The 21,400-nt window shown below is 69.4% G+C and carries 14 protein-coding genes and 1 tRNA gene; 8 read left to right on the top strand and 7 right to left on the bottom strand.

From position 1 onward, the window contains the following. Nucleotides 1-50: 50 nt before the first annotated feature. Nucleotides 51-1,136, bottom strand: a complete 1,086-nt coding sequence (locus ACFQ6X_RS31835; protein ID WP_329214163.1) for an ABC transporter substrate-binding protein — start codon at nt 1,134-1,136, stop codon at nt 51-53. 491 nt (nt 1,137-1,627) lie between these two features. Here ACFQ6X_RS31835 and ACFQ6X_RS31840 point away from each other — a divergent pair, with 491 nt between their 5' ends. Further along, a complete protein-coding gene (locus tag ACFQ6X_RS31840) occupies nt 1,628-3,928 on the top strand; it encodes a beta-L-arabinofuranosidase domain-containing protein (RefSeq protein ID WP_383186623.1) in 2,301 nt (766 codons plus the stop codon). 85 nt (nt 3,929-4,013) lie between these two features. Beyond that, complete coding sequence (locus tag ACFQ6X_RS31845) at nt 4,014-6,365, top strand: AbfB domain-containing protein (protein WP_383186625.1); 2,352 nt, start codon at nt 4,014-4,016, stop codon at nt 6,363-6,365. A gap of 56 nt (nt 6,366-6,421) precedes the next feature. Here ACFQ6X_RS31845 and ACFQ6X_RS31850 read toward each other — a convergent pair whose 3' ends face one another. Then, complete coding sequence (locus ACFQ6X_RS31850; RefSeq protein WP_383186627.1) at nt 6,422-7,261, bottom strand: phytanoyl-CoA dioxygenase family protein; 840 nt, start codon at nt 7,259-7,261, stop codon at nt 6,422-6,424. Nucleotides 7,262-7,475: 214 nt separating this feature from the next. Here ACFQ6X_RS31850 and ACFQ6X_RS31855 point away from each other — a divergent pair, with 214 nt between their 5' ends. Beyond that, a complete protein-coding gene (locus ACFQ6X_RS31855) occupies nt 7,476-8,495 on the top strand; it encodes a LacI family DNA-binding transcriptional regulator (RefSeq protein ID WP_383186629.1) in 1,020 nt (339 codons plus the stop codon). A 153-nt stretch (nt 8,496-8,648) separates the two neighbouring features. Here the strand turns inward: ACFQ6X_RS31855 and ACFQ6X_RS31860 are convergent, their stop codons facing one another. Beyond that, nucleotides 8,649-11,975 carry a LamG-like jellyroll fold domain-containing protein gene (locus ACFQ6X_RS31860; RefSeq protein WP_383186631.1) on the bottom strand — a complete coding sequence of 1,109 codons (3,327 nt, stop codon included), beginning with the start codon at nt 11,973-11,975 and terminating at the stop codon, nt 8,649-8,651. 183 nt (nt 11,976-12,158) lie between these two features. Beyond that, nucleotides 12,159-14,594 (bottom strand): GH92 family glycosyl hydrolase, encoded by a 2,436-nt coding sequence (locus ACFQ6X_RS31865; protein ID WP_383186633.1) that lies wholly within the window; start codon nt 14,592-14,594, stop codon nt 12,159-12,161. Between the two features lie 212 nt (nt 14,595-14,806). On the opposite strand from ACFQ6X_RS31865, the gene ACFQ6X_RS31870 reads away from it, so the two are divergent. Continuing rightward, the gene (locus ACFQ6X_RS31870; RefSeq protein ID WP_383186635.1) at nt 14,807-15,547 is read left to right on the top strand and encodes a VOC family protein; all 741 of its coding nucleotides are present in this window, start codon (nt 14,807-14,809) and stop codon (nt 15,545-15,547) included. Between the two features lie 369 nt (nt 15,548-15,916). After that, nucleotides 15,917-16,351 carry a contact-dependent growth inhibition system immunity protein gene (locus ACFQ6X_RS31875; RefSeq protein WP_383186637.1) on the top strand — a complete coding sequence of 145 codons (435 nt, stop codon included), beginning with the start codon at nt 15,917-15,919 and terminating at the stop codon, nt 16,349-16,351. A gap of 17 nt (nt 16,352-16,368) precedes the next feature. On the opposite strand, the gene ACFQ6X_RS31880 is transcribed toward ACFQ6X_RS31875, so the two are convergent. Beyond that, the gene (locus ACFQ6X_RS31880) at nt 16,369-17,259 is read right to left on the bottom strand and encodes a LysR family transcriptional regulator (protein WP_383186639.1); all 891 of its coding nucleotides are present in this window, start codon (nt 17,257-17,259) and stop codon (nt 16,369-16,371) included. Nucleotides 17,260-17,394: 135 nt separating this feature from the next. Here ACFQ6X_RS31880 and ACFQ6X_RS31885 point away from each other — a divergent pair, with 135 nt between their 5' ends. The 3 genes from ACFQ6X_RS31885 to ACFQ6X_RS31895 all read left to right on the top strand — a co-directional run bounded on the left by ACFQ6X_RS31885 (nt 17,395) and on the right by ACFQ6X_RS31895 (nt 19,070). After that, nucleotides 17,395-17,847 (top strand): nuclear transport factor 2 family protein, encoded by a 453-nt coding sequence (locus ACFQ6X_RS31885; RefSeq protein WP_383186641.1) that lies wholly within the window; start codon nt 17,395-17,397, stop codon nt 17,845-17,847. A 67-nt stretch (nt 17,848-17,914) separates the two neighbouring features. Next, the gene (locus ACFQ6X_RS31890) at nt 17,915-18,283 is read left to right on the top strand and encodes a DoxX family protein (protein WP_383186643.1); all 369 of its coding nucleotides are present in this window, start codon (nt 17,915-17,917) and stop codon (nt 18,281-18,283) included. 142 nt (nt 18,284-18,425) lie between these two features. After that, nucleotides 18,426-19,070, top strand: a complete 645-nt coding sequence (locus ACFQ6X_RS31895; RefSeq protein WP_383186644.1) for a PASTA domain-containing protein — start codon at nt 18,426-18,428, stop codon at nt 19,068-19,070. A gap of 81 nt (nt 19,071-19,151) precedes the next feature. On the opposite strand, the gene ACFQ6X_RS31900 is transcribed toward ACFQ6X_RS31895, so the two are convergent. Both ACFQ6X_RS31900 and ACFQ6X_RS31905 read right to left on the bottom strand, forming a co-directional pair. Further along, nucleotides 19,152-19,210, bottom strand: a tRNA-Ser gene (locus tag ACFQ6X_RS31900). A 261-nt stretch (nt 19,211-19,471) separates the two neighbouring features. After that, nucleotides 19,472-21,376, bottom strand: coding sequence for a rhamnogalacturonan lyase (locus ACFQ6X_RS31905; protein WP_383186646.1), 1,905 nt, complete (start codon nt 21,374-21,376; stop codon nt 19,472-19,474). Nucleotides 21,377-21,400 lie beyond the last annotated feature (24 nt).

The raw sequence follows: 21,400 nt of genomic DNA on the forward strand, positions 1-21,400 counted from the left end.
GTGGCCCTCGTCAGAGGGCCACGGCGGCGGGGCCGTCGGGACCTGAGCGGTCAGTACGCTCCGCCGAGCGATTCCTTGGCGTTCGTGTCGTCGTACTCGCGGTCGCTGATGATGACGTTCTCGGGGATCTCCTCGCCGCCGTAGAACTTCTGGGCGGTCGCGAAGGCCAGCGGGCCGAAGCGGGGGTTGGACTCGATGACGGCGTTGTACTCGCCGTTGACCAGGGCCTGCACGGCGTTGCGCGTGCCGTCGACGGAGACGATCTTGACGTCCTTGCCGGGCTTCTTGCCGGCGGCCTTCAGCGCCGTGACGGCGCCGAGGCCCATCTCGTCGTTCTCCGCGTAGACGGCGGTGATGTCGGGCTTGGACTGGATGAGCTGCTCCATGACCTGCTGGCCCTTGTCACGGGCGAACTCGCCGGTCTGCTGGGCGACGATCTCGATGCCGGGCGCCTTGGCCTTGATCTGGTCGACGAAGCCCTTGGTGCGGTCGGTGGTCACGTTGTTGCCGGAGGCGCCGAGGAGGATGGCGACCTTGGCCTTGCCGCCGGTGGCCTTGATCATCGCGTCGGCGGCGCGCTTGCCCTGCTCGACGAAGTCGGAGCCGAGGAAGGCCACGTAGTCCTTGCAGGCCGTGGAGTTGACCTTGCGGTCGATGGTGAGGACCGGGACCTTCTTCGCCGCGGCGGCCTTGAGCGCCGGCTCGAGACCGTCGGAGTTGAGCGGGGCGACGATCAGGAACTGGGCGCCCTGGGAGAGCATGTCCTGGATGTCGCTGATCTGCTTGGAGAGCTGGGACTGCGCGTTGGTGACGAGCAGCTTCTTGACACCGATCTTCGCGGCCTCGTCCTTGATGGACTGGGTCTCGGCGATACGGAAGGGGTTGGCCTCCTTCTCCGACTGGGAGAAGCCGACCACGGCGTTCTTCAGGTCCAGTTCGGGCGCGCCGTAGGTCTTCAGCGAGCAGCCGGCACCGGAACTGGCCTCGGGGGTCTTGGCCGCCTGGGCTCCCTGGCTGCTGTCACCGCCCGCGTTGTCCGAGGTCTCCGACTTCGAGCAGCCGGAAACGGCCAGCGTGGCGGTGGCGGCGAGCAGGCAGGCCGCGGCGAGGGTACGGGATCGACGCTGGGTCATCATGCGCGGGACGCTCCTTGGCGGGATGACGGCACGCCGTTCGGCGTGCGGTCGGGCATGGCGGGACGGTGGATCGGCCGCTCGGCGGCAGAGGGTGCCGCTTTCCTCACGACCTGCGTCTGAAGGGGGCTCCAGCTGCGCAAACTGTGGTCGTGAGAGCCTGTGCGGCCTCTCGGCGGCTCCGGTTTACAACGTTATATAGGCGGGGTGGCGCAGGCGGCAAGAGAGTTGTCGATGCGTTTCCAAAATGTGTCGCCCCGGGTCGCGGTCTCCGGCGCGCGGCCGGCGGGGCGGGACGGCATCAGCTGTTGCGCCACCTATGGACACCGGCTTGACGGCGTGCTGTCATACCGCCGACATCAATTTTCCAACGTTGCAAGTGAGTTGGCGCGTCGGCACCCCCGTTCGCGGCAGCCGACTTCGCCATGCGCCGGCGCGGTCCGGGCCGGTCGCATCCCCTCCCTGTCCTGCAGAGCAGAAGCGGAGCCCCACCGATGCCCCTGAACCGCAGACAACTCATGGCCGGCGCCCTGGTCACAGCTGCAGCGACGACCGCAGGCGGCCGCTGGGCCACCACCGCGACCGCCGCCGGTGGCAAGGCACCGGCCGCGCGCGGCGGCCACTACTCCCCCAACGCCGCTCCGCTGCATCCGACGGCGTTCCTGAAGTTGCCGCCCGGCCGGGTCACCGCACGCGGCTGGCTCGCCGGCCAGCTCCGGCTCCAGCTGGACGGGCTCTGCGGCCGCTACGAGGAGTTCTCGCACTTCCTCGACTTCGACGCGTCCGGCTGGGTCCGCCCCGACCGGGGAGGCTGGGAGGAGGTCCCGTACTGGCTGCGCGGATACGCCGACCTGGCGATCGTGACCGGTGACGCGACGGCGCTCGCGGCCACCCGCCGCTGGATCGACGCGATCCTCACCACCCAGCAGTCCGACGGTTTCTTCGGCCCGAAGTCCCTGCGGACCTCGCTCAACGGGGGTCCGGACTTCTGGCCCTTCCTGCCTCTGATCCAGGCCCTGCGCTCCTGGCAGGAGTACAGCGACGACAACCGGATCATCCCGTTCCTCAGCAGGTTCTTCCGCTACATGAACGCCCAGGGGCCCGGCGCTTTCAACACCAGCTGGATAGCGCTGCGCTGGGGCGACGGCCTCGACAGCGTCTTCTGGCTCTTCAACCGCACCGGCGACACCTTCCTGCTCGACCTCGCCGACAAGATCCACCGGTACGGTGCCGACTGGGGCGACAGCCTGGTCAACCTGCACAACGTCAACATCGCGCAGGGGTTCCGGGAACCCGCCCAGTACGCCCTGCGCAGCGGCTCCCCGCAGGACACCCAGGACACGTACGGGACCTACGGCAAGGCCATGGACCAGTACGGGCAGTTCCCGGGCGGCGGCTTCGCCGGGGACGAGAACGCCCGTCCCGGGCACGGAGACCCCCGGCAGGGATTCGAGACCTGCGGAATCGTCGAGTTCATGGCGAGCCACCAGCTCCTCACCCGGATCACCGGCGACCCGCTGTGGGCGGACCGCTGCGAGGAGCTCGCCTTCAATTCGCTGCCCGCCTCACTGGACCCCTCGGGCAAGGCGGTCCACTACGTCACCAGTGCCAACAGTGTCGATCTGGACAACGTCCCCAAGAGCGGCCGGCAGTTCCAGAACGGCTTCGCGATGCAGGCGTACCTGCCGGGCGTCGACCAGTACCGCTGCTGCCCGCACAACTACGGGATGGGCTGGCCGTACTTCGTCGAGGAGCTCTGGCTCGCCACTCCGGACGGCGGGCTGGCCGCGGCCATGTACGCGGCCTGCGAGGTCACCGCCAAGGTCGCGGACGGTACGGAGGTCACCTTCACCGAGGAGACCGGCTACCCGTTCACGGACACCGTCTCGCTCTCCCTGAGCTCACCGAAGAGTCTGCGCTTCCCCCTGGTGCTCCGCGTTCCCGCCTGGTGCACCGAGCCCGACATCAAGGTCAACGGGCGCAGCGTAGCGGCGCCGGCGGGCCCCGCCTTCACCCGTATCGACCGCACCTGGGCCGACGGCGACAAGGTCACCCTGCGCTTCCCGCAGCGCACCGGCGTGCGCACCTGGGCGGACAACCACGGCTCGGTGAGCGTCGACCGCGGTCCGCTCACCTACTCGCTCCGTATCGGCGAGGACTACCGGCGCACCGGTGGGACCGAGCAGTTCCCGGAGTACGAGGTCCACGCCACGAGTGCCTGGAACTACGGGCTCGTCCTGGACGGCAACAGCCCGTCCTCCTCCCTGCGCCACCACACACTGCGCGCTCCAGGGGACAACCCGTTCACGCTCGAAGGCACCCCGCTGACCATGACCGCCCGGGCGCGCAGGATCCCGGAGTGGACCGCGGACGGCGAACACGTGGTGGCGCCCCTGCAGGACAGCCCGGCACGGAGCGCCGAGCCGGTGGAGGAGGTCACCCTCGTCCCGATGGGTGCCGCCCGGCTCCGCATCACCTCCTTCCCCACCGCGGATCCCCAGGGGACGCCGTGGCTCGCCGACCGCTGGTACCGGATCGGCAATCTGCACTCGGGCAAGGTCCTGGGCGTGGACGGCATGTCCACGGCCGACAGCGCCCATGTCGTCCAGTTCGGCGATACGGGCACCGACGACCACCTCTGGCGGCTCGTGCCCAACGGCGACGGCTGGTACCGCGTCCTCAACCGCCACTCCGGCAAGGTCCTCGGCGTCGACACCATGTCCACCGCCGACAGCGCCCACGTCGTCCAGTTCGCCGACAACGGCACCGACGACCACCTCTGGCAGCTGCTCTGACAGGCATGTCGGACGCAGCTGACGCACCGCTCCCCCGCACCGGTCCGGTGCGGGGGAGTTTCCCCCTGTGAAGGAGATCAGACCGATGAACTCCGTACGAGTCCCGGGCCGCGGGCCCTGGTGGCGCAGATTAGCCTCCGCAATCGGGCTGCCGGCCCTTGTCGCCACCGCACTGGTGGGCGTCGGCGCGGCTCCCTCCGGTGCCGCTGCCGCGGCGTGGACACCGAAGCCCTCCCCCATGACCACGCCCTGGACCGACCAGGTGCCCGTGGACAACCCGCTCCCCGAGTACCCGCGCCCCCAGCTCACCCGCCCGGACTGGGCCAACCTCAACGGCATCTGGGACTTCGCCGTGACCGGCCGGGATGCGGGGCAGCCCGCGGCGTTCCCCGATCAGATCCGGGTCCCGTTCGTCGCGGAGTCCGCGCTCTCGGGCATCAAGCGCAGGATCACCGAGAACGACAAGCTCTGGTACAAGCGCAGCTTCACGGTCCCGTCCAACTGGAACGGCCGCCGCGTCGAGCTCAACTTCGGCGCATCCGACTGGGAGACCACCGTCTGGGTCAACGGCACCCGGGTGGGAGCGCACAAGGGCGGGTACGACTCGTTCGCGTACGACATCACGCCGCAGCTCAACGGCGGTTCGAACACCGTCGTGGTCTCCGTGTACGACCCGACGCAGACCGGCGGCCAGGCCGTCGGCAAGCAGCGGATCAACGACGTGAACCCGCACCCGGGCGGCGGCATCTTCTACACCGCCGCCTCCGGCATCTGGCAGACGGTCTGGCTGGAGCCCGTCGCCACCTCGCACATCACCCGGCTGGACATGACGCCGAACCTCGGCAGCAGCACCCTGCGGGTGAAGGTCCAGGCGGCTTCCGCGGGCGGGCGCGGCGCGCGGGTCACGGTCTCCAGCGGGGGCACCGTGGTGGGCAGCGCGACCGGAACACCGGGCTCGGAGATCTCCGTGCCGGTGCCGAACCCGAGGCTGTGGAGCCCGGACGACCCGTATCTGTACGACGTGCGTGCCGAACTGCTCGACGGAACAGCCGTGGTGGACACGGTGGGCAGCTATGCGGGCATGAGGTCGATCGCGGTCGCGAAGGTCGACAACATCCTGCGGCCGGTCCTCAACGGGAAGTTCGTCTTCCAGAGCGGCACGCTCGACCAGGGCTACTGGCCCGACGGTATCTACACGGCGCCGACCGACGCCGCCCTGAGGTCGGATCTGCAGGCGCACAAGGACCTCGGGTTCAACATGGTCCGCAAGCACATCAAGGTCGAACCGCAGCGCTGGTTCTACTGGGCCGACAAGCTGGGGCTCCTCGTCTGGCAGGACATGCCCGCGATGGACACCGGCAAGACACCCGACGGCGCCGCCCGTACCCAGTGGGAGGCCGAGTACCACGCGATCATCGACCAGCACCGCAGCTCGCCCTCCGTCGTCATGTGGGTCAACCAGAACGAGGGCTGGGGACAGTACGACCAGGCCAGGATCGCCAATGAGGTGAAGGCGTACGACCCGTCCCGGCTGGTCAACAACATGAGCGGGGTCAACTGCTGCGGTTCCGTCGACGGCGGCAACGGCGACGTGGTCGACAACCACATCTACGTCGGCCCCGGCAACACCGCGCCCACCGCGACCCGGGCCGCCGTCCTCGGCGAGTTCGGCGGTCTGGGATACAAGGTCCCGGGCCACGAGTGGTATCCGGGCGGTGGCTTCAGTTACGAGGACCAGGCGAGCGTCGCCGCGCTGAACAACCGATTCGTCGGGCTCCTGGACGCCATCAGGATCGGTCAGTTGCCGGCCGGTCTCTCCGCCTCGGTCTACACGGAGATCACGGACGTCGAGAACGAGGCGAACGGGCTGCTCACCTACGACCGCCAAGTGGTCAAGGTGGACACCGCCCGGGTGAAGGCCGCCAACCAGGCCCTCATCCAGGCGTCGAAGAGCCCCGCCCCGCCGGTCACCCTGCCCACAGGTCAGTACAGGTCGCTCCGGGTCACCACTCCGGGGCACACGACCAAGTACCTGCGCCACTCCGAGGCACTCGCCTACACGGCGGTCGTCGAGAGCGGCAGCAGCGCGCTGCTGAAGAGCGACGCCACCTGGAAGGTCGTCACGGGCCTGGCGAACGGCAACTGCTATTCGTTCGAGTCCCGCAACTATCCCGGTGAGTACCTGCGTCACCGGGACTTCCGGGTCCGCCGCGACGCGAGCGACGGATCGGAACTCTTCAAGGCCGATGCCACCTGGTGCGCGGTCGCGGGTCAGGGCGGGGTACGGCTGTCGAGCGTCAATCTGCCCGGCAGCTACATGCGCCACATCGGCTCCGAGGTGTGGCTGGCCACTCCCGGTGGCGGTCACGCGTGGGACAACGCGGCCACCTTCACCGAGGACACGACCTGGGCGGTGGACGGCCCCTGGGCACCTTGAGGTGAGCCTCTGGGCCCGGCGGCCGGCCTTCTCCGGACGCCGCCGGGCTCGGGGCATCACGCGTCACCCATGACCAGGCCTTCGATGGTGTGCTTCTGGACGATGGGAGTCAGTTCCTCCACCACCGGGCAGTGCAGATGGGCCCGTACCCGCCCGGGCAGGGAGGCCCAGTACGCACGGGTCACCGCCATGTCGTGCTGGGCGTCGTTGCCCGCGCCGGGGGCGTCGACGCCCAGCACCAGGACCGGCCTGGCGTCGGACGAGTGGTTGGCGGTGCCCCGGTGAATCGTCAGGGCGGAGCGGGCCGAGATGTCTCCGCGCCTCGGGTACTTGCGCTCGGCGAGGGCGGTATAGCGCGGGTAGGCGTCGCGGGGCGGGAACATCCCGTGGGCGAAGCGGGGGTCGTCGTCCCACTGGGTGCCGGGCGCAATCTCGAACGGGCCCATGTCGTCGCGCGTGTCGACGGCGGTGAGGTTGAACGCGAGCGAGGTCAGCCGGCGCCGATGCCGGGTGGCGTCCGGCATGGGGAAGTCCCGGTGCCAGGGCTGGTTCACCGCTCCGGCCAGCGGGACGTCGAAGCCCAGCTCGACGATGCGGTAGTCGGGCCCCAGTACGGCCTCGGACACCGCACGCACCCACGGATGGTCGACCAGGTCCACGAAGCCCCGAAGCTGCTCGGGGTGGATCTCCACGTAGAAGCGGTGGGGCCCCCGTCCGACCGCTCCGCCTTCCCGGCCACGCGCCTCGGCGAAGGCCTCGTCGATGTCCTCGCGCATCGCGTCGGCCCACTGCGGGGCAAAGGCGCCCCGGCACGCGGTGATGCCTGCGGTGTACAGGTCCTGAACAGCTGTGTCGAGGTGCGGGGCGAGGGCGGCGGCGGTCGCGGCCTCGGTCATGGCAGCGGTCCTTTCGTCGGTGGGCGGCGGGGACAAGACACGGACCGGAAGGGTGCGTTCCTCTCGTCCCTGTCTGTCGACACTCATATTGCAACGTTGCAAGCAACGAGGCAATAGAGAGAACGCACCGTCCGGAACGGGGACTGTTACCGTGCTCAGCGCAGAGGGCGCGGCCACCGGCCGCCCCGTACGGAGGAACAGGAGCTCACCGACCTTGGCAGCGAGACTCAAGGACGTCGCCGCGCTCGCCGGCGTGTCCGTCCGGACCGTCTCCAACGTCGTGAGCAACGCCGCGGCCGTCGCGCCAGGGACGCGCGCCCGGGTCATGGCGGCGGTCGAGGAACTGGGCTACCGCCCCAACCTCGCCGCCCGCAACCTCCGGCAGGGGCGCACCGGACTCATCGGGGTGGTCGTACCGGAGATCCACTCCCCCTACTTCGGCGCACTGGCCGGTCTCCTCATCGACGCGGCGCGGGAGCGCGGATGGACGGTGCTCCTGGAGAGGACCGGAGGGCGGGCGGATCTGGAGCGGCGCCTTCTCGACGGCTCGGAGGGACACCAGGTCGACGGGATGATCATCAGCCCGTGGTCGACGTCCCCGTCCGAACTGGCCTCGCTCGCGGGTGATCTGCCTCTCGTCGTCCTGGGTGAGCTGGAGCCGGACGGGCCCATCGACCATGTTGCCCTGGACAACGTGGAGGCAGCGCGGGATGCCGCTCGCCATCTGGCCTCGCGGGGCCGTCGGCGCATCGCGGCGATCGGCCTGCAGTCCGGGCTGGGCCACGGTACGGCCGAACTGCGCGCCGAGGGTTTCCGGCAAGGGCTGCGGGAGGCCGGTCTGAGTCCGGTGGCCGAGGTGGAGGTGGCCGATCTGCACCGGGCGGAAGGAGCACGGGCTCTTCGTGAACTGCTGAAGGTGCCCGGTTCCGTCGACGCCGTCTTCTGCTTCAGCGACGAACTCGCCCTGGGCGCACTGCGTGCAGCCGCCGAGCAGGGTGTCCGGGTGCCCGAGGACCTGGCGCTGATGGGCTTCGACGACATCGAGGACGGCCGGTTCGCCGCACCGTCCCTCACGACGATCGCCCCGGACCGGGAGCAGATCGCCGAACGCGCGGTGCAGTGTCTGACCGAGCGCGTATTCGGCCGGCTCGACGCGCTGCCCGCCCGCCGCATCGTGGTCCCGCACCGCGTGGTGGCCCGGGAGAGCACGGGAGCCGCGGTCTCCCCCGTGTGACACGGTCGGAGTGCGGCCGTCGCGTACGACAGGGAGCTGCCCAGGTGGTGGCGATCACCGCACGCCTTCAGGGGCCACCGATCGACAACACGGGCGCTCCCGGCGGCGCGGACTCGTGCGCGCGCCGCCGGGAGCAGTCCTGTGTGGCCTTTCCTACGGCTGTTCGCCGTCGTGGAGCGCGGTCACCTCCTGGTCGGTGAGCGCCTTGTCGTAGACCTTCACCTGGTCGACGGAGCCGTTCCAGAAGTCGGTGTCGGCACCCGACCACTTGGCGCGGCCCACGGACAGCGCGCCGGTGCTGACATCGGCGGTGCCGGCCGCCGCGGTCGCGGCGAGCTTGCCGTCCACGTACAGCTTGATCTCGTCACCGCTGCGTACGCCGACCACGTGGTACCAGTGGCCGAGTTCGGGCTTCATCTCCAGCCGGGCGCGGTTGCCGCCCGGCGTGGAGAAGGCGAACGCACCCTGTCCGTACTGGAGGTAGAACGGGTTCTCCTGGCGCCGGCCGTCCTGGCTGACGAGGGTGGCGTAGTTGCCCGGGAGGGCGTCGAGCGAGGCCCAGGCCGACACGGTGTAGTCGCCGGTGGTGTCGACGACCGGACCGCTGGTCTCGGCGTACTGGCCCTCGCCGTTGAACTTCAGCGCCGAGCCCTGCACTCCGGGCGCCCAGGACGTCCCCTCGGAGAGGGTGAGGTCCTTGTGGTTCGGTCCGCTGTCGGCGGCCTTGGTGCCCGTGTTCTCGTCGAGGGACCAGCTGCCGCCGCCCTTGACCTGGTCACGCTCACCGGCTGCGGCGCCGGCCGCGATGACCTCCTGGTTGATCTTCCGCACCTTGGCCTGGTCGACCTTGATCTCCCGGCGGTCGTACGTCCAGAGCCCGTTGAGCTCGTTCTCGAGGTCGGTCACCTGGGTGTAGATGGAGCCGGAGAGTTCGGCGCCGGCTGCCGCCAGGTAGTGCGTGCGGGTGTTCTCGACGTACTTCGCGGTCAGGGCGTCCTTGTCCGCGACACCGCTGTAGATCGCGGTGGGGGCACCCGGCCACATGTGTCCGGGCATCCGCAGGGTGAAGCCGCCGTGCTCACCGTCCATCGCGGCGCGGGTGTCGTCCGGGAAGGCCGGGTCGGTGTTGTTGTAGTCGTGGTGGTCGATGATGTCGCCCTTGCCGGAGTCGCCCTTGGAGTTGCAGCAGTTGACACCGCTGTGGGCGTTCACGACACGGGAGGGGTCCGCGGCCTGGACCTTCTCGGTGATCTTGCCGGTCTCGGTGCGGTCCCACTCGCCCCAGCCCTCGTTGAAGACGATCCAGGCACCGATCGACGGGTAGTTGTGCAGCTGCTCCATCATCTCGGCACCCTGGTCGAGGAAGGCCTTCTGGCCCTTCTCACCGGTGATGTTGCCGGAGACGAAGTCCTGCCACACCAGGAGACCCAGCTGGTCGGCGTGGTAGTACCAGCGGGCGGGCTCGACCTTGATGTGCTTGCGGACGGAGTTGAAGCCGAGGTCCTTCTGCGTCTTCAGGTCGAAGACCAGGGCGGAGTCGCTGGGCGCCGTGTTGAGGCCGTCGGGGTAGAAACCCTGGTCGAGCTGGGCGAGGGAGAAGAACGGCTTCCCGTTGAGCACCAGCTTCTGGTAGCCGCCGACCTCGGCGACACCGAAGGAGCGCATCCCGAAGTAGCTGTCGACGGTGTCCTTGGAGCGGCCGTCCTTGAGGGTGACCTCAAGGTCGTACAGGTACGGGTCGTCCGGCGTCCACAGGTGCTGCTTGGCGACCGGAAGGCTCAGCTCGCTGTTGGCCGGGCCGGTGACGGTGCCGACGACCTTGCCCTTCTTGTCACGGGCGACGGCGGTGATCCGGGCGGCCTGCGAGGCGTCCTCGGAGTTGACCTTCAGTGCGAGCCGGCCCTTGTCGATGTCGGGCGTGGTCGTCAGGGAGTCGACCGCGGCGGGCGCGACGGGCTCCATCCAGACGGTCTGCCAGATGCCGGAGGAGGCGGTGTAGAAGATGCCGCTGGGGTTCGCGGACTGCTTGCCCGTGGGCTGGTCGGCCCCGGTCGTGTCGGTGACCGCGACCACGATCTCCTGGGGGCCGCTGCCCTTGAGGGCGTCGGTGATGTCGGCGCTGAAGGCGGTGTAGCCGCCGGTGTGCTCGGCGACCTGCTTGCCGTTGACCCAGACGCGCGCCTGGTAGTCGACGGCGCCGAAGTTCAGCTTCAGACGGTCGTCGCTGTTCCGCTTGCCGACCGACCAGCTCTTGGGCACGGTGACGAGCTTGCGGTAGAACATGTGGTCTTCGTGGCGCTCGAGTCCGGAGAGCTGGGACTCGACGGGGTAGGGCACGGTGATGCGCTCGTCGAGCGACTTGCCGAAGACGGGCTGCTCACCGGCGGTGGCTCCCGCGAACTCCCACGGTCCGTTGAGGTTCTTCCAGTCGTCGCGCACCTGCTGCGGGCGGGGGTACTCGGGCAGCGGGTTCTTGCGGTCGACCTTCTCGCCCCACGGGGTGATCAGCCGGTGCGTGGAGAGGTTCTTCGCCCTGCGGCTGATCTCCGGGACGGTCTCGTCGCCGGCCTTCAGGCCGCCCTTGCCGTCGTACGCGAACCTGACCTGCTGGTTCTTCTGCACGGCCGCGTCCAGCGTGACGATGAGCGCCTTGGGGTTGCCCTTCACCGCGGACACCGACTTCACGGGCATCGGCGTCGTGTCGGCCTCGACGGTGAGGTGCTCCTTGACGCCCTCGATGTCGCTGACAGCGTTGTCGAAGGTTGCCTGCAGCTTCCGGCCGTCCTCGTTGACGCTCAGCGCGACGGGGTAGACCTCGAAGTCCGCGGGCGGCGTGAACGCGGACTCGGGCACGATCTGCTTGGCGAGCTTCGCGCTCGACCAGCGCAGGAACATGTTGGCCCCACCGATGTCCTGGAACATCTCCAGGCGGAAGGTGTGCGGCTCGCCCGCCTTCAGCGCGACCGGGGAGCTGGTCTGCTCCTTGTCCCAGTCCGGCACCCAGTGGTCGATGACGGGCTTGTCGTCGATGAACAGCCGGAACCCGTTGTCGCCGATGGCGGAGAAGGTGTAGTCACCGGTCTCGGGGGCTTCGATCTGTCCGGTCCAGCGGGCGGTGGTGTGCTCGGTCCTGCCGGTGGCCGACTCGAACGCGCCGGTGAGCCCGGGGAAGTTGATCTCCGGGTCGAGCGCCACGGCACCGAGCTGGGCGAAGTCCCGTGCGCCCGGGGCGGACATGGCGAAGTACTCGCCCTTGAGGCCGTGGACCTCGGTGGACGGCTGCTCGGCCGTGAACGCGGAGGCTGCGGCGGTGCCGGCATCGGGCGCCGCGGCGGCGGCCGGGACCAGGGTGGCCCCGACGGGGAGCAGCAGCGCTGCCGTACAGGCCAGCGCTCTGAAGAGCGTGCGGGGGCGGGCTAGTTGTCGTATCAAGGCGTCGTCCTCGTCGAAGAAGCCGGAGTGCCCCGAACGGCGAGGCACTGCACATAGTCGAACATTGAGCCACAGCCTCAAACACTTAACAACGGTCGTGCACGCATAATTTTCAACGATATAAAAATCTGCTCCCCGACCGCCCTCCGAGCGCCCGACCGTCCGCCCCGCCGGTCCGTTCCACCCGGGCACACCCCGATCGCAAGGGATCCGGGTGTGCCCGGGCGGCGGCTACTGCGGCAGACCCGCAGGTCCGGTGGCCCAGCCGGTGTTCGGCCGGTCGGCGAGCCGGTGGTTCAGCGAACCGCCCCGGGTGACCAGTCGCGCGTCGGTCCACGACCGGTCGCTCGGACGGCCGTCGACCTCGACGGCGTCGATGTACGGATGTGTCGCATCGGCGGCCGGGGCACTGATGGTGATGTCCTTGCCCTGCGGCCGGTCGATCACCGCGGCAGGGAAGAGCGGGGCGCCCAGGAGCATCGTGGCGCTGCCCGGCGTCTGCGGGTAGAGGCCGAGGGCGGAGAACACGTACCAGGCGGACATGGTGCCGAGATCGTCATTGCCCGGCAGCCCGCGTGGACCTGTCCCGTACACCGTGTTCACGATCTCCCGCACGGTCTCCTGGGTCTTCCACGGCTTCCCCAGGGCGTTGTAGAGCCAAGGGGCGTGGATGCCTGGTTCATTGGTCGGGTCGTAGCGCAGCGCGTCGCCGCCCTTCACGGACCAGGAGCCGTCCGCCTTGTGGAAGAAGGAGTCCAGCCTCTGCGCGGCGGTGTCCCGGCCGCCCATCGCGTCCGCCAGCCCCTGCACGTCCTGCGGGACCATCCACGTGTACGTGGCGCTGGTGCCCTGGGCGAAGCCGCGGTCGCTGCCGGGGCTGAACGGGGTCACCCAGGAGCCGTCGAGGTTGCGTGCCTGGATGTAGCCGGTCGTCCCGGCGCCGTCGCCGGCCTCGGGGTTGAAGACGTTGCGCCACCAACGGCCGCGCGCGTCGAAGGCGTCGGCCTCCGCATCGCGCCCCAGCAGCCGGGCCCAGCGGCCCAGCGCTGCGTCGGCGACCGCGTCCTCCAGTGTCTCGGCGGCGCCGCCCCAGCAGTGGCAGACGTCCTGGGGTGCGTAGTGGGACTCCAGGTACTGGGCGAGGTTGGGCCGCTGGCCGGTGCACTGGCCGGGACATCCTGCGTCCGAGAGGCCGTCGGGGTGGGGCACGGTGGCCTGCCGGGCCAGGGACTCGAAGGCGCCCTCGTAGTCGAAGTTGCGTACGCCCATCGCGTAGAACGTGGCGAGGGTGGCCGCCGTGGGATCGCCCGTCATCACGTGCGTGGCGCCGTTGACGTGCACCCAGCGGTCCCAGACCCCGCCGTTCTGCTGGGCGAAGTTGTACAGGGACTGGGCGAAGTCGCCCGCGATCTGCGGCTTGAGGAGCGCGAGGAGCTGGATCTGGGCGCGGTACTGGTCCCAGCCGGAGAAGTTGCTGTACTGCGCCCCCTGCCCGCGCGTCACACGGTGCGGTTTCCCGTCCATGCCCGGGTAGCGGCCGTCGGTGTCGCTGATCAGGTTGGGCTGCATCAGCGAGTGGTACAGCGCGGTGTAGAACGTGGTGCGCTGCGCGTCGGTCCCGCCGCCCGTACGTACGGAGCTCAGCTCCCGGTCCCAGGCAGCGGATCCGGCCCGGGCGACGTCCTCCACGTCTGCCTTCGGCGCCATCTCCTTGCGGAGGTTGGCCTCCGCTCCGGCCTGACTGACGTACGAGATCCCGATCCGCATGCGGACGTCGTCGTCGGCGGCGGTGTCGAAGCCGACCCATCCGCCGGAGCCGCGTCCCGCCCGGTCGGCCCCGGTGGCGTACCCCTCGCCGCCGCTCGCGGTGGTCGCGCCGGGTGCGAGGGTGCCGTCCTTCCAGGTACCGGTGGAGGCGAAGTCCCGGTCGAAGGAGGCGCTGAAGTAGAGCCGGTAGTAGCTCTTGCGGTTGTTGGTGCCACCGTTGGCGCGCCGTCCGCAGAACGCACCGGTCAGCACCGAACCGGTCACCTTGCGGTGCGCGGTGTCGATCTCGACCTCGGCGTCCTCGCTGCCGTTGAGGGAGTTGGACACCCGGAAGAGCAGGTTGGCGGGCTTGCCGGCCGGGAAGCTGAAGTCGGCCACGCCCGCACGCTTGCTCACCGCGAGGTCCGCCGAGGCGCCGGAGTCCAGGCCGAGGGTGTAGCGGCCGGGCACGGCACGCTCGTTGTCGTGCGAGAAGTTCGCCGCGTACACGGCGTCCTTGGTGTCGGCCGACGGCGACGAGGTGACGTCGCCGACGAAGGGCATGATCGGCACATCGCCTGCGGCGCCCGGATTGCACCCGGCGCCGTTGACATGGGTGAGGCTCAGTCCGCGCAGACGGGTGGCCCCGTACTCGTAGCCGTTCGCCGCCCCGGTGCTGGTCTGGTCGCCGGTCGTACTGGTCGGGGACCAGGCGATCATGCCGTACGGGAGGGTGGCGCCCGGGAAGGTGTTGCCGCCGTTCGCGCTGCCGATCAGCGGGTCCACGTAGGCGGTGGGACGGGTGACGAGCGCGTCGGCCTGGGCGACCGGCGGCATGACGGCAGCGGCCAGCGCACCGGTGATGACGATCGCGGCGGCTCGCGCACCGAAGCGCCTGGCCGTGGGCGGTCTGGGGGGCATGTCGTACCTTCCGCAGTGTGGACAACGTTGTCGGACTCCGTTCCCCGGCGCCCACGTTGATCGTTGCGCGGCCGAGCGTAGGTCCCCGCCACACCTGGGGGAAAGCCCTGCGCGGACTCCCACCGGTGAACGGGTGGTGAACGACCGGGCGGGGCGGGCCCCTGGCACTATGACAGCACCGGCCATGGAACCCGACCTCGCTAAGGAGCAACGTGATCCGCTGGACGTACGCCCTCATCGACCGCCCGACAGCCGCCGCCGACCGCGCACGCGCATTCTGGACCGAGGTCACGGGGACGCACGAGTCCGTGCCGTCGGGCGACCGGGGCGAGTTCACCACGCTGCTCCCCGACGGGGCCGATGGGGCGGACGCCTGCCTGGTGGTGCAGGCCGTCGATGGGGCGGGCGGGGCCCATCCGGATCTGGCGGTCGAGGACATGCCGGCCTTCACCGCACGGGCCACCGGGCTCGGCGCCGTGGTGGAGGCACGGAGGCCGGAGCTGACTGTGCTGCGCTCCCCCGCCGGTCAGCGGTTCTGTGTCGTCCCCTGGCGCGGGCAGAAGGTCCGCCCGCCGGTCCTCGCCGCCCGCGGCGGTCCCGAGAGCCGGCTGGACCAGCTCTGTCTCGATGTCGCACCGGCCGCGTTCGACTCGGAGGTCGCCTTCTGGACAGCCCTGACGGGATGGGAGTCAACTCCCGGTGATCACAAGGAGTTCCATGTGGTGCGTCCGCACCTGGACCTGCCGGTGCACCTGCTGCTCCAGCGCCTGGACGAGGCGCGCCCTGCCTCGGCGCATCTGGACATCGCGTGCCCGGACCTCGACGGGGGGCAGGCCTGGCACGAGCGGTGCGGCGCCACGTTCGTCCGCAAGGGCCCTGTGTGGACGGTGATGCGGGACCCCGCGGGCGGCATCTACTGCCTCACCCGGCGCGACCCGGTGACGGGCGACTGACCGCGCGCCACCGGAGCCGGGTGGGCGAACCGAACGCCGGTCAGCAGCGAGTGGCAGGTGCTGGACGGATCGGCAGGGGAGACAGCCTCGCGCCGGAAGTCGCGGAGGTGCTGAACGATCCGAAGCAATGGACGTGCCGCAACCCTCCCGTGGGGAGGACGGGAGGGTGGCAAGCCCCGCCTGACTCGCAGCTACCCGCGGAGGCCGAGTGATCGCACCTCGGCCCGGGGACTCCCAGGGGGTGAATCACGTGAGCAACGATGCACCTGAATCGGCCACATGGCTAGATGTGCGACCGAGAGACGTCAGGGACATGCGCCCAGGTCGGCAGTGACCTGCGTGGGAGATTCCCTGCCTGTTCCGGCGACAATGAGCCCTGTGGACCATCTGCTGCACCTCGACCGCACGCTCGATGAGCTCGACCCACCCCAATGGGGGCCTCCTGCCTCCGACGCGACCCATCTGGTCCGCAAGGTCCACGAGTTGCGCCGTGTTCCGCTGGGCGAACTCGGGCCGGCGGATCTGCGCACCCTCATCCCTCAGCAGGTGGCGCTGCCGTACGTCCTTCCGCTCGCAGTGCGCTTGCTGCTCGACGAACCGCTGCTTGATGCCTGCTTCTACGAGGGCGACCTTCTGCTTGCCACCGTGAAAGCCCCCGCTTCGACCTGGTCCCTGTTCCCGGACCTCGGCGCGCGGTTGCGCACCGTGATCGCGGCCTTGCCGGAGGCCGAGATCGCCGGCCTGCCCCGCGGCGCCGCCGAGGACCTCGCCCGCTTCGTCGCCCGCCCCGATTCGCTCCGCTGACCGAACGCGACCTCTGCTCACAGGGAGATGGGGCCGAGATCCGCGGCAGTTCGGGCCAGCGCGCGGATGACGGGGCTGTCGTTGTCGGAGCGCCACGTCAGGGCGAATGCGACGGTGGGGGCGTCGTGGACGGGCAGAAAGACGACGCCGGGAGGATTGTTGTAGCGGGCAGCGATTTCGCCGAGCGGGTGGACGCAGTGTCCGGCGGTGACCAGGGAGAGAATTTCGTGGAAGGTCCGTGCGACGGGCCCGCGGGGGACGCGGCGGCCGAGCGGTGTGCGGGTGGGAACCATGCCCGACACCCAGTACTCGGGCGCCTCGGGGCCGAGGTCGACGACGCGGTTGTCGGCGAGATCCTCCAGGGACACGGTGCCGCGATCGGCCAGGGGATGGTTGGTCGAAACGGCCAGCACGCGGCCACCGGTGAGCACGGTGGGACCGACGGTGAGGTCCCGTTCGGCAACGGGCAGCCACAGCACGTGCACGTCATGGTCTCCGGTGCGCAGGGCGCCGAACGGGTCGCTGCCGTTGATTTCGCCGAACTGGACGTCGCAGCCGGGGTGACGGGCAAGGAACGCGTCGACGAGCGGACGTAGTTCGTGTCCGGCATGGCCGAAGACGCCCAGCCTCAGGGTATGGCCGGCGCCCAGGGAGGACGCTTCGGCACGTGCCAGTCCCGCGTGGAGGAGGTCGAGGGCCTGCTGGAGGTCTTCACGGAGGCGGCGGCCGACGGGAGTCAGGCTCACGCGCCGGCTGGTGCGGTCGAACAGGGCCACGCCGAGGCGTCGTTCCTGTCTGCCGATGGCCTGACTGACGCGGGCCTGGGACACGTGGAGTCGTTCGGCGGTCCGGCCGAAGTGCAGTTCCTCGGCCAACGTCAGGAAGATCTCGATGTCGCGCAGCTCCATGGATAACTCCCATGTTATGGATCTCTGCGCGAACCTTACATTGATCCACCGCTGAGCTGCATCGATGCTGAGTACACCACCACCGGACGGGCTGCGCATCGCCTGCCGTACGCATCGACAGGACAGGGGAATCCGATGAGCGATATGCAGGCGATTGCCGATCGCGTCGAGATCGAGGCACTGCGCGCCGAGCTCACCGACGCGGTGATGATGCGTGACTTCGACCGCGTTGCCTCGCTGTTCACACCTCGGGGCGTGATGCGGTGGCCGCACATCGACAAGGAGTTCACCGGCCGCGAGCAGATCCGTGCCGGGGTCGAGTGGGGGCAAGGCCTCTGGGAGTTCTTCGTCCAGAACGTTCACCCGGGCGTCATCCGGCTGGACGGCGACGCCGCGACCGGCCGCGCGTACATCCAGGAGTTCGGGCGCATGCGTGACGGCACCTCGCACCTGAACTACGCCCTCTACCACGACCACTACCGGCGCACCCCGGACGGCTGGAAGTTCAGCGAACGCGTCTACGACGTCAGGTACGTGGACTCCACCCCGCTGGCAGGCGCGCCGCTGCCCGCCGCGCCCCGGGGCTAGCGCTCCGCGCCACCGGCCCCGAACCGAACGATCAGACCCCCCTCTTCCACCGGATCAGGAGTACCTCATGAACCTCGCACTGTGGATAACCGCCGGGCTGCTGGCCACCGTTGCCCTGCTCGGCGGCATCACCAAGACGTTCGTCCCCAAGGAGAAGCTGGCCGCGCAGCATGGCGGCGAGTGGACCGGAAATGTCGGCGCCGGCTTCGTGAAGGCTCTCGGGATCCTTGAACTGCTCGCCGCGGTGGGCCTGATCCTGCCGGCCGCACTGGACATCGCCCCGGCGATGGTTCCGGTGACCGCCCTGTGCTGGGTCCTTCTGATGATCGGCGCGATGGTCACCCACGGCCGACTCGGCCAGTACAAGCTCGTCATGCTGAACTCTGTCTATCTCGTGCTCGCGGCCTTCGTCGCGGGGGGACACCTCGCCGCCTGAGCACGGACCGAGCGCCGAGAGACGGGGCGCCGCCCCTCCCCCACCTCTCCGTCACAACTCTGTCACTACCGGAACATCTTGCTCCCCCTGTCGCATAACGCACCGCTACGGTCATGCCTCCACGAACCACCCTTGGGGGACCATGAACACCCGCGCACTCACCGCCGCCCTGGCTTGCCTTGCCGCCGTGACGCTGGTCGCCTGCGACCCTGCCACCACGGATCCGAAGCCCGCAGAACCTGCCGCCCCCGAGTCCTCCACCGTCGCCTCTACCGCGCCGCCGTCCCGGAAGTCCGACAGGCCGGCCGAGCCCAAGGCCGTCCCGGACTTCGTCGGCATGGGCCTGCAGTCGGCGCAGGACAGGGCCCAGGCGGAGGGGTTCTACCTGCTGACGTCCCACGACAGTGCCGGCCGCGACAGACTGCAGGCACTCGACCGGAACTGGAAGGTCTGTTCCCAGAGCGTCAAGGCGGGGAAGACGGTGTCCACCGGAACCGAGTTGGACTTCGGCGCGGTGAAGCTCGAGGAGACCTGCCCCGCCGGTGACGCCGAGGCTCCTGAGGTGGTGGGCGGAAAGATGCCGAACCTGGTGGGGAAGTCCGTCAAGGCAGCCCGTGGCGCTCTGGACTCGGGTACGTCGATCACCACGACGGACGCGGCGCAGGATCGCATGGTTCTGCTGGAGAGCAACTGGCAGGTGTGCACCCAGTCGCCGGCCCCGGGAGCGGCCCTGAAGGGACAGCCCGTCACGTTCACAGCCGTGAAGTACGAGGAGAGCTGCCCGTAGGAGGGGAAACGCAGCGTGGGGTGCCCGAGATCAAATCGGCTGGGGAACAAGGTGCTCTGCCACTGAGCTACGGAAGCCCTGAGGCTCCGACGGGATTCGAACCCGCGACCACCCCATTAACAGTGGAAGTATCCCCTGCCTGCGCACCGGGCACCCCCGACGCTGTGCCTCCCGAGATCAAGACGGCTGCGGCTCTGCGGGGTTCGATCCCCGCCCACCGAAGTGGTTCTACCCAAAAGAAGTAACCGCCGCCTGCGCACCGGGAGGTGCTTGACGTTGTGGCCTCACTCTAACCGGTAGGAGCGGTACCAGCGTTTCGATTTATCGGCCCGATCATGGATTCGGCGGCTGCGAGGAACGCCCTTGCAGCCGCCGCCCCCATGAGCGGGTGACTACGTCTTCTACGGTGTGGTGATCGTCGGCCGCGGTGCGGTGGCCATTCCGCTGCCGATGGCGAAGCTGGGGTGCGGCGGCTGGTTGTAGGCGGTGTTCTGCCAGGCCAGCGCGGTGCGGTACATGGTGTCGTGGAGCAGCGTGGTGATCTTGGTGCCGGTCTCGTACGGCGTCGAGTAGATCCGCAGCGCCGTGTTGTTGGTGGTCGGCCAGACGACTTCCTCGCGCCAGTCACCGAAGATGTCGCCGGAGATCGCCGGAGTGGCCTTGGTGCCGTTGCTGCTGTGGACCGAGGCACCGGTCAGCTGGCGTGTGTCGCCCGAGGTGCCGTACTTGTCGATGTGGGTGCCGTCGAGGAGTTCTCGGGTCGTGTCGCCGTCCCACCAGGACAGGAAGTTCGAGCTGGACGGTTTCCGGCTGGAGACCTCGGTGCCCTGCGGGTTGCGCACTCCGGAGACGGCGGAGGACCAGGATTCGGCTCCGGGGCTTCCTGACCAGATGTCACCGGACACCCCACGGCCGTTGTCGCCGCTCGCCGGGGTGGACCAGAGGATCTTGCCTGATTTCGCCTCCGCCATCCAGGAGGACGGCTTCGAGCTGTCCTCGTCGACCTTGAACTCCTCCAGTCCCGCCCGGGAGGGGTCGAGGTCCCCGACATGCATGGCGTCGCCGTGGCCGTTCTTCGTCGTCCACAGTCCATTGCCGTTGTCGTCCACGGCCATGGCCCCGTACACGATTTCGTCCTTGCCGTCGGCGTCGACATCGGCGACCGACAACTGGTGGTTGCCCTGACCGTCGTACCCCTTGCCGGAGTTGGTCGAGCTGTTCGTGTCGAAGGTCCAGCGCCGGGTGAAGGCGCCGCCTCGCCAGTCCCAGGCGGCGATGACACTGCGCGTGTAGTAGCCGCGCGCCATGATCAGGGAGGGTCTGGCCCCGTCCAGGTAGGCGGTGCCCGCGAGGAAGCGGTCGACCCGGTTGCCGTACGAGTCGCCCCACGAGGACACCGTGCCGCGTGCGGGAACGTAGTCGACGGTGCCCATCGCGGCGCCGGTCCTGCCGTTGAACATGGTCAGGAACTCGGGTCCGGACAGGATGTATCCGGAGGAGTTGCGGTAGTCGGCGGAGGAGCTGCCGATCACCTTGCCGGTTCCGTCCACACTGCCGTCGGCCGTCTTCGTGGCCACCTCGGCCTGGCCGTCGCCGTCGTAGTCGTACACCTGGAACTGGGTGTAGTGCGCGCCGGAGCGGATGTTGCGCCCGAGGTCGATCCGCCAGAGCCGGGTGCCGTCGAGCCGGATCCCGTCGATGATCGTGTTGCCCGTATAGCCGGACTGGGAGTTGTCCTTGGCGTTGGTGGGCTGCCATTTCAGTACGAAGTCGAGTGCGCCGTCGCCGTCGAGGTCGCCGACGGACGCATCGTTGGCCTCGTAGGTGTAGGCGACCCCGTCGGGTGTCGTGCCGCCCGCGGGCGGGCTGATGGGCACGTCCTTGTAACCGGTGCGGAACTGGATGGCGTTGACCGAGTCGCCCTGCTCCGTCCCGTTGACGACGGCCCGCACGGTGTAGTCGGCGGTGGCGGGTGCGCCCGAGTGGAAGTAGTTCGTCGAGGCGGTGACGGGTGAGGCGTTGACCTTCGTACCGGCCCGGTAGACGTTGAAGGACACGCCGTCGGGGTCGGTGCCCAGCCAGCGCCAGCTGATGAGGTTGCCGCTGTCGGTGTGCACACTGACGACGCCGCGGTCGAGCGCCTCGGCCTGCCGGGCGGTGGCGGCGTGCGAGGTGGGGCCGAGGGCGACCAGTCCGGCAGCGGCGAGAAGGCCTGCCGTCAACGAGCCGAGCAGTGCCCGGCTACGGGTGATCCGCCGTCGCGTGCGGGGGGAGCGGGGATCGGGGTGGGGGAGCAGAGGGTCCACGGTACGCACCTTCTGGCCGGGGAT

The sequence above is a fragment of the Streptomyces sp. NPDC056452 genome, from assembly GCF_042796085.1.
GTDB lineage: Bacteria > Actinomycetota > Actinomycetes > Streptomycetales > Streptomycetaceae > Streptomyces.

Excerpts from the sequence above, each read along its gene's own strand:
- ACFQ6X_RS31835 (WP_329214163.1), bottom strand. The coding sequence starts at position 1,136 with ATGATGACCCAGCGTCGATCCCGTACCCTCGCCGCGGCCTGCCTGCTC.
- ACFQ6X_RS31840 (WP_383186623.1), top strand. The coding sequence starts at position 1,628 with ATGCCCCTGAACCGCAGACAACTCATGGCCGGCGCCCTGGTCACAGCT.
- ACFQ6X_RS31845 (WP_383186625.1), top strand. The coding sequence starts at position 4,014 with ATGAACTCCGTACGAGTCCCGGGCCGCGGGCCCTGGTGGCGCAGATTA.
- ACFQ6X_RS31850 (WP_383186627.1), bottom strand. The coding sequence starts at position 7,261 with ATGACCGAGGCCGCGACCGCCGCCGCCCTCGCCCCGCACCTCGACACA.
- ACFQ6X_RS31865 (WP_383186633.1), bottom strand. The coding sequence starts at position 14,594 with ATGCCCCCCAGACCGCCCACGGCCAGGCGCTTCGGTGCGCGAGCCGCC.
- ACFQ6X_RS31875 (WP_383186637.1), top strand. The coding sequence starts at position 15,917 with ATGAGCCCTGTGGACCATCTGCTGCACCTCGACCGCACGCTCGATGAG.
- ACFQ6X_RS31880 (WP_383186639.1), bottom strand. The coding sequence starts at position 17,259 with ATGGAGCTGCGCGACATCGAGATCTTCCTGACGTTGGCCGAGGAACTG.
- ACFQ6X_RS31885 (WP_383186641.1), top strand. The coding sequence starts at position 17,395 with ATGAGCGATATGCAGGCGATTGCCGATCGCGTCGAGATCGAGGCACTG.
- ACFQ6X_RS31890 (WP_383186643.1), top strand. The coding sequence starts at position 17,915 with ATGAACCTCGCACTGTGGATAACCGCCGGGCTGCTGGCCACCGTTGCC.
- ACFQ6X_RS31895 (WP_383186644.1), top strand. The coding sequence starts at position 18,426 with ATGAACACCCGCGCACTCACCGCCGCCCTGGCTTGCCTTGCCGCCGTG.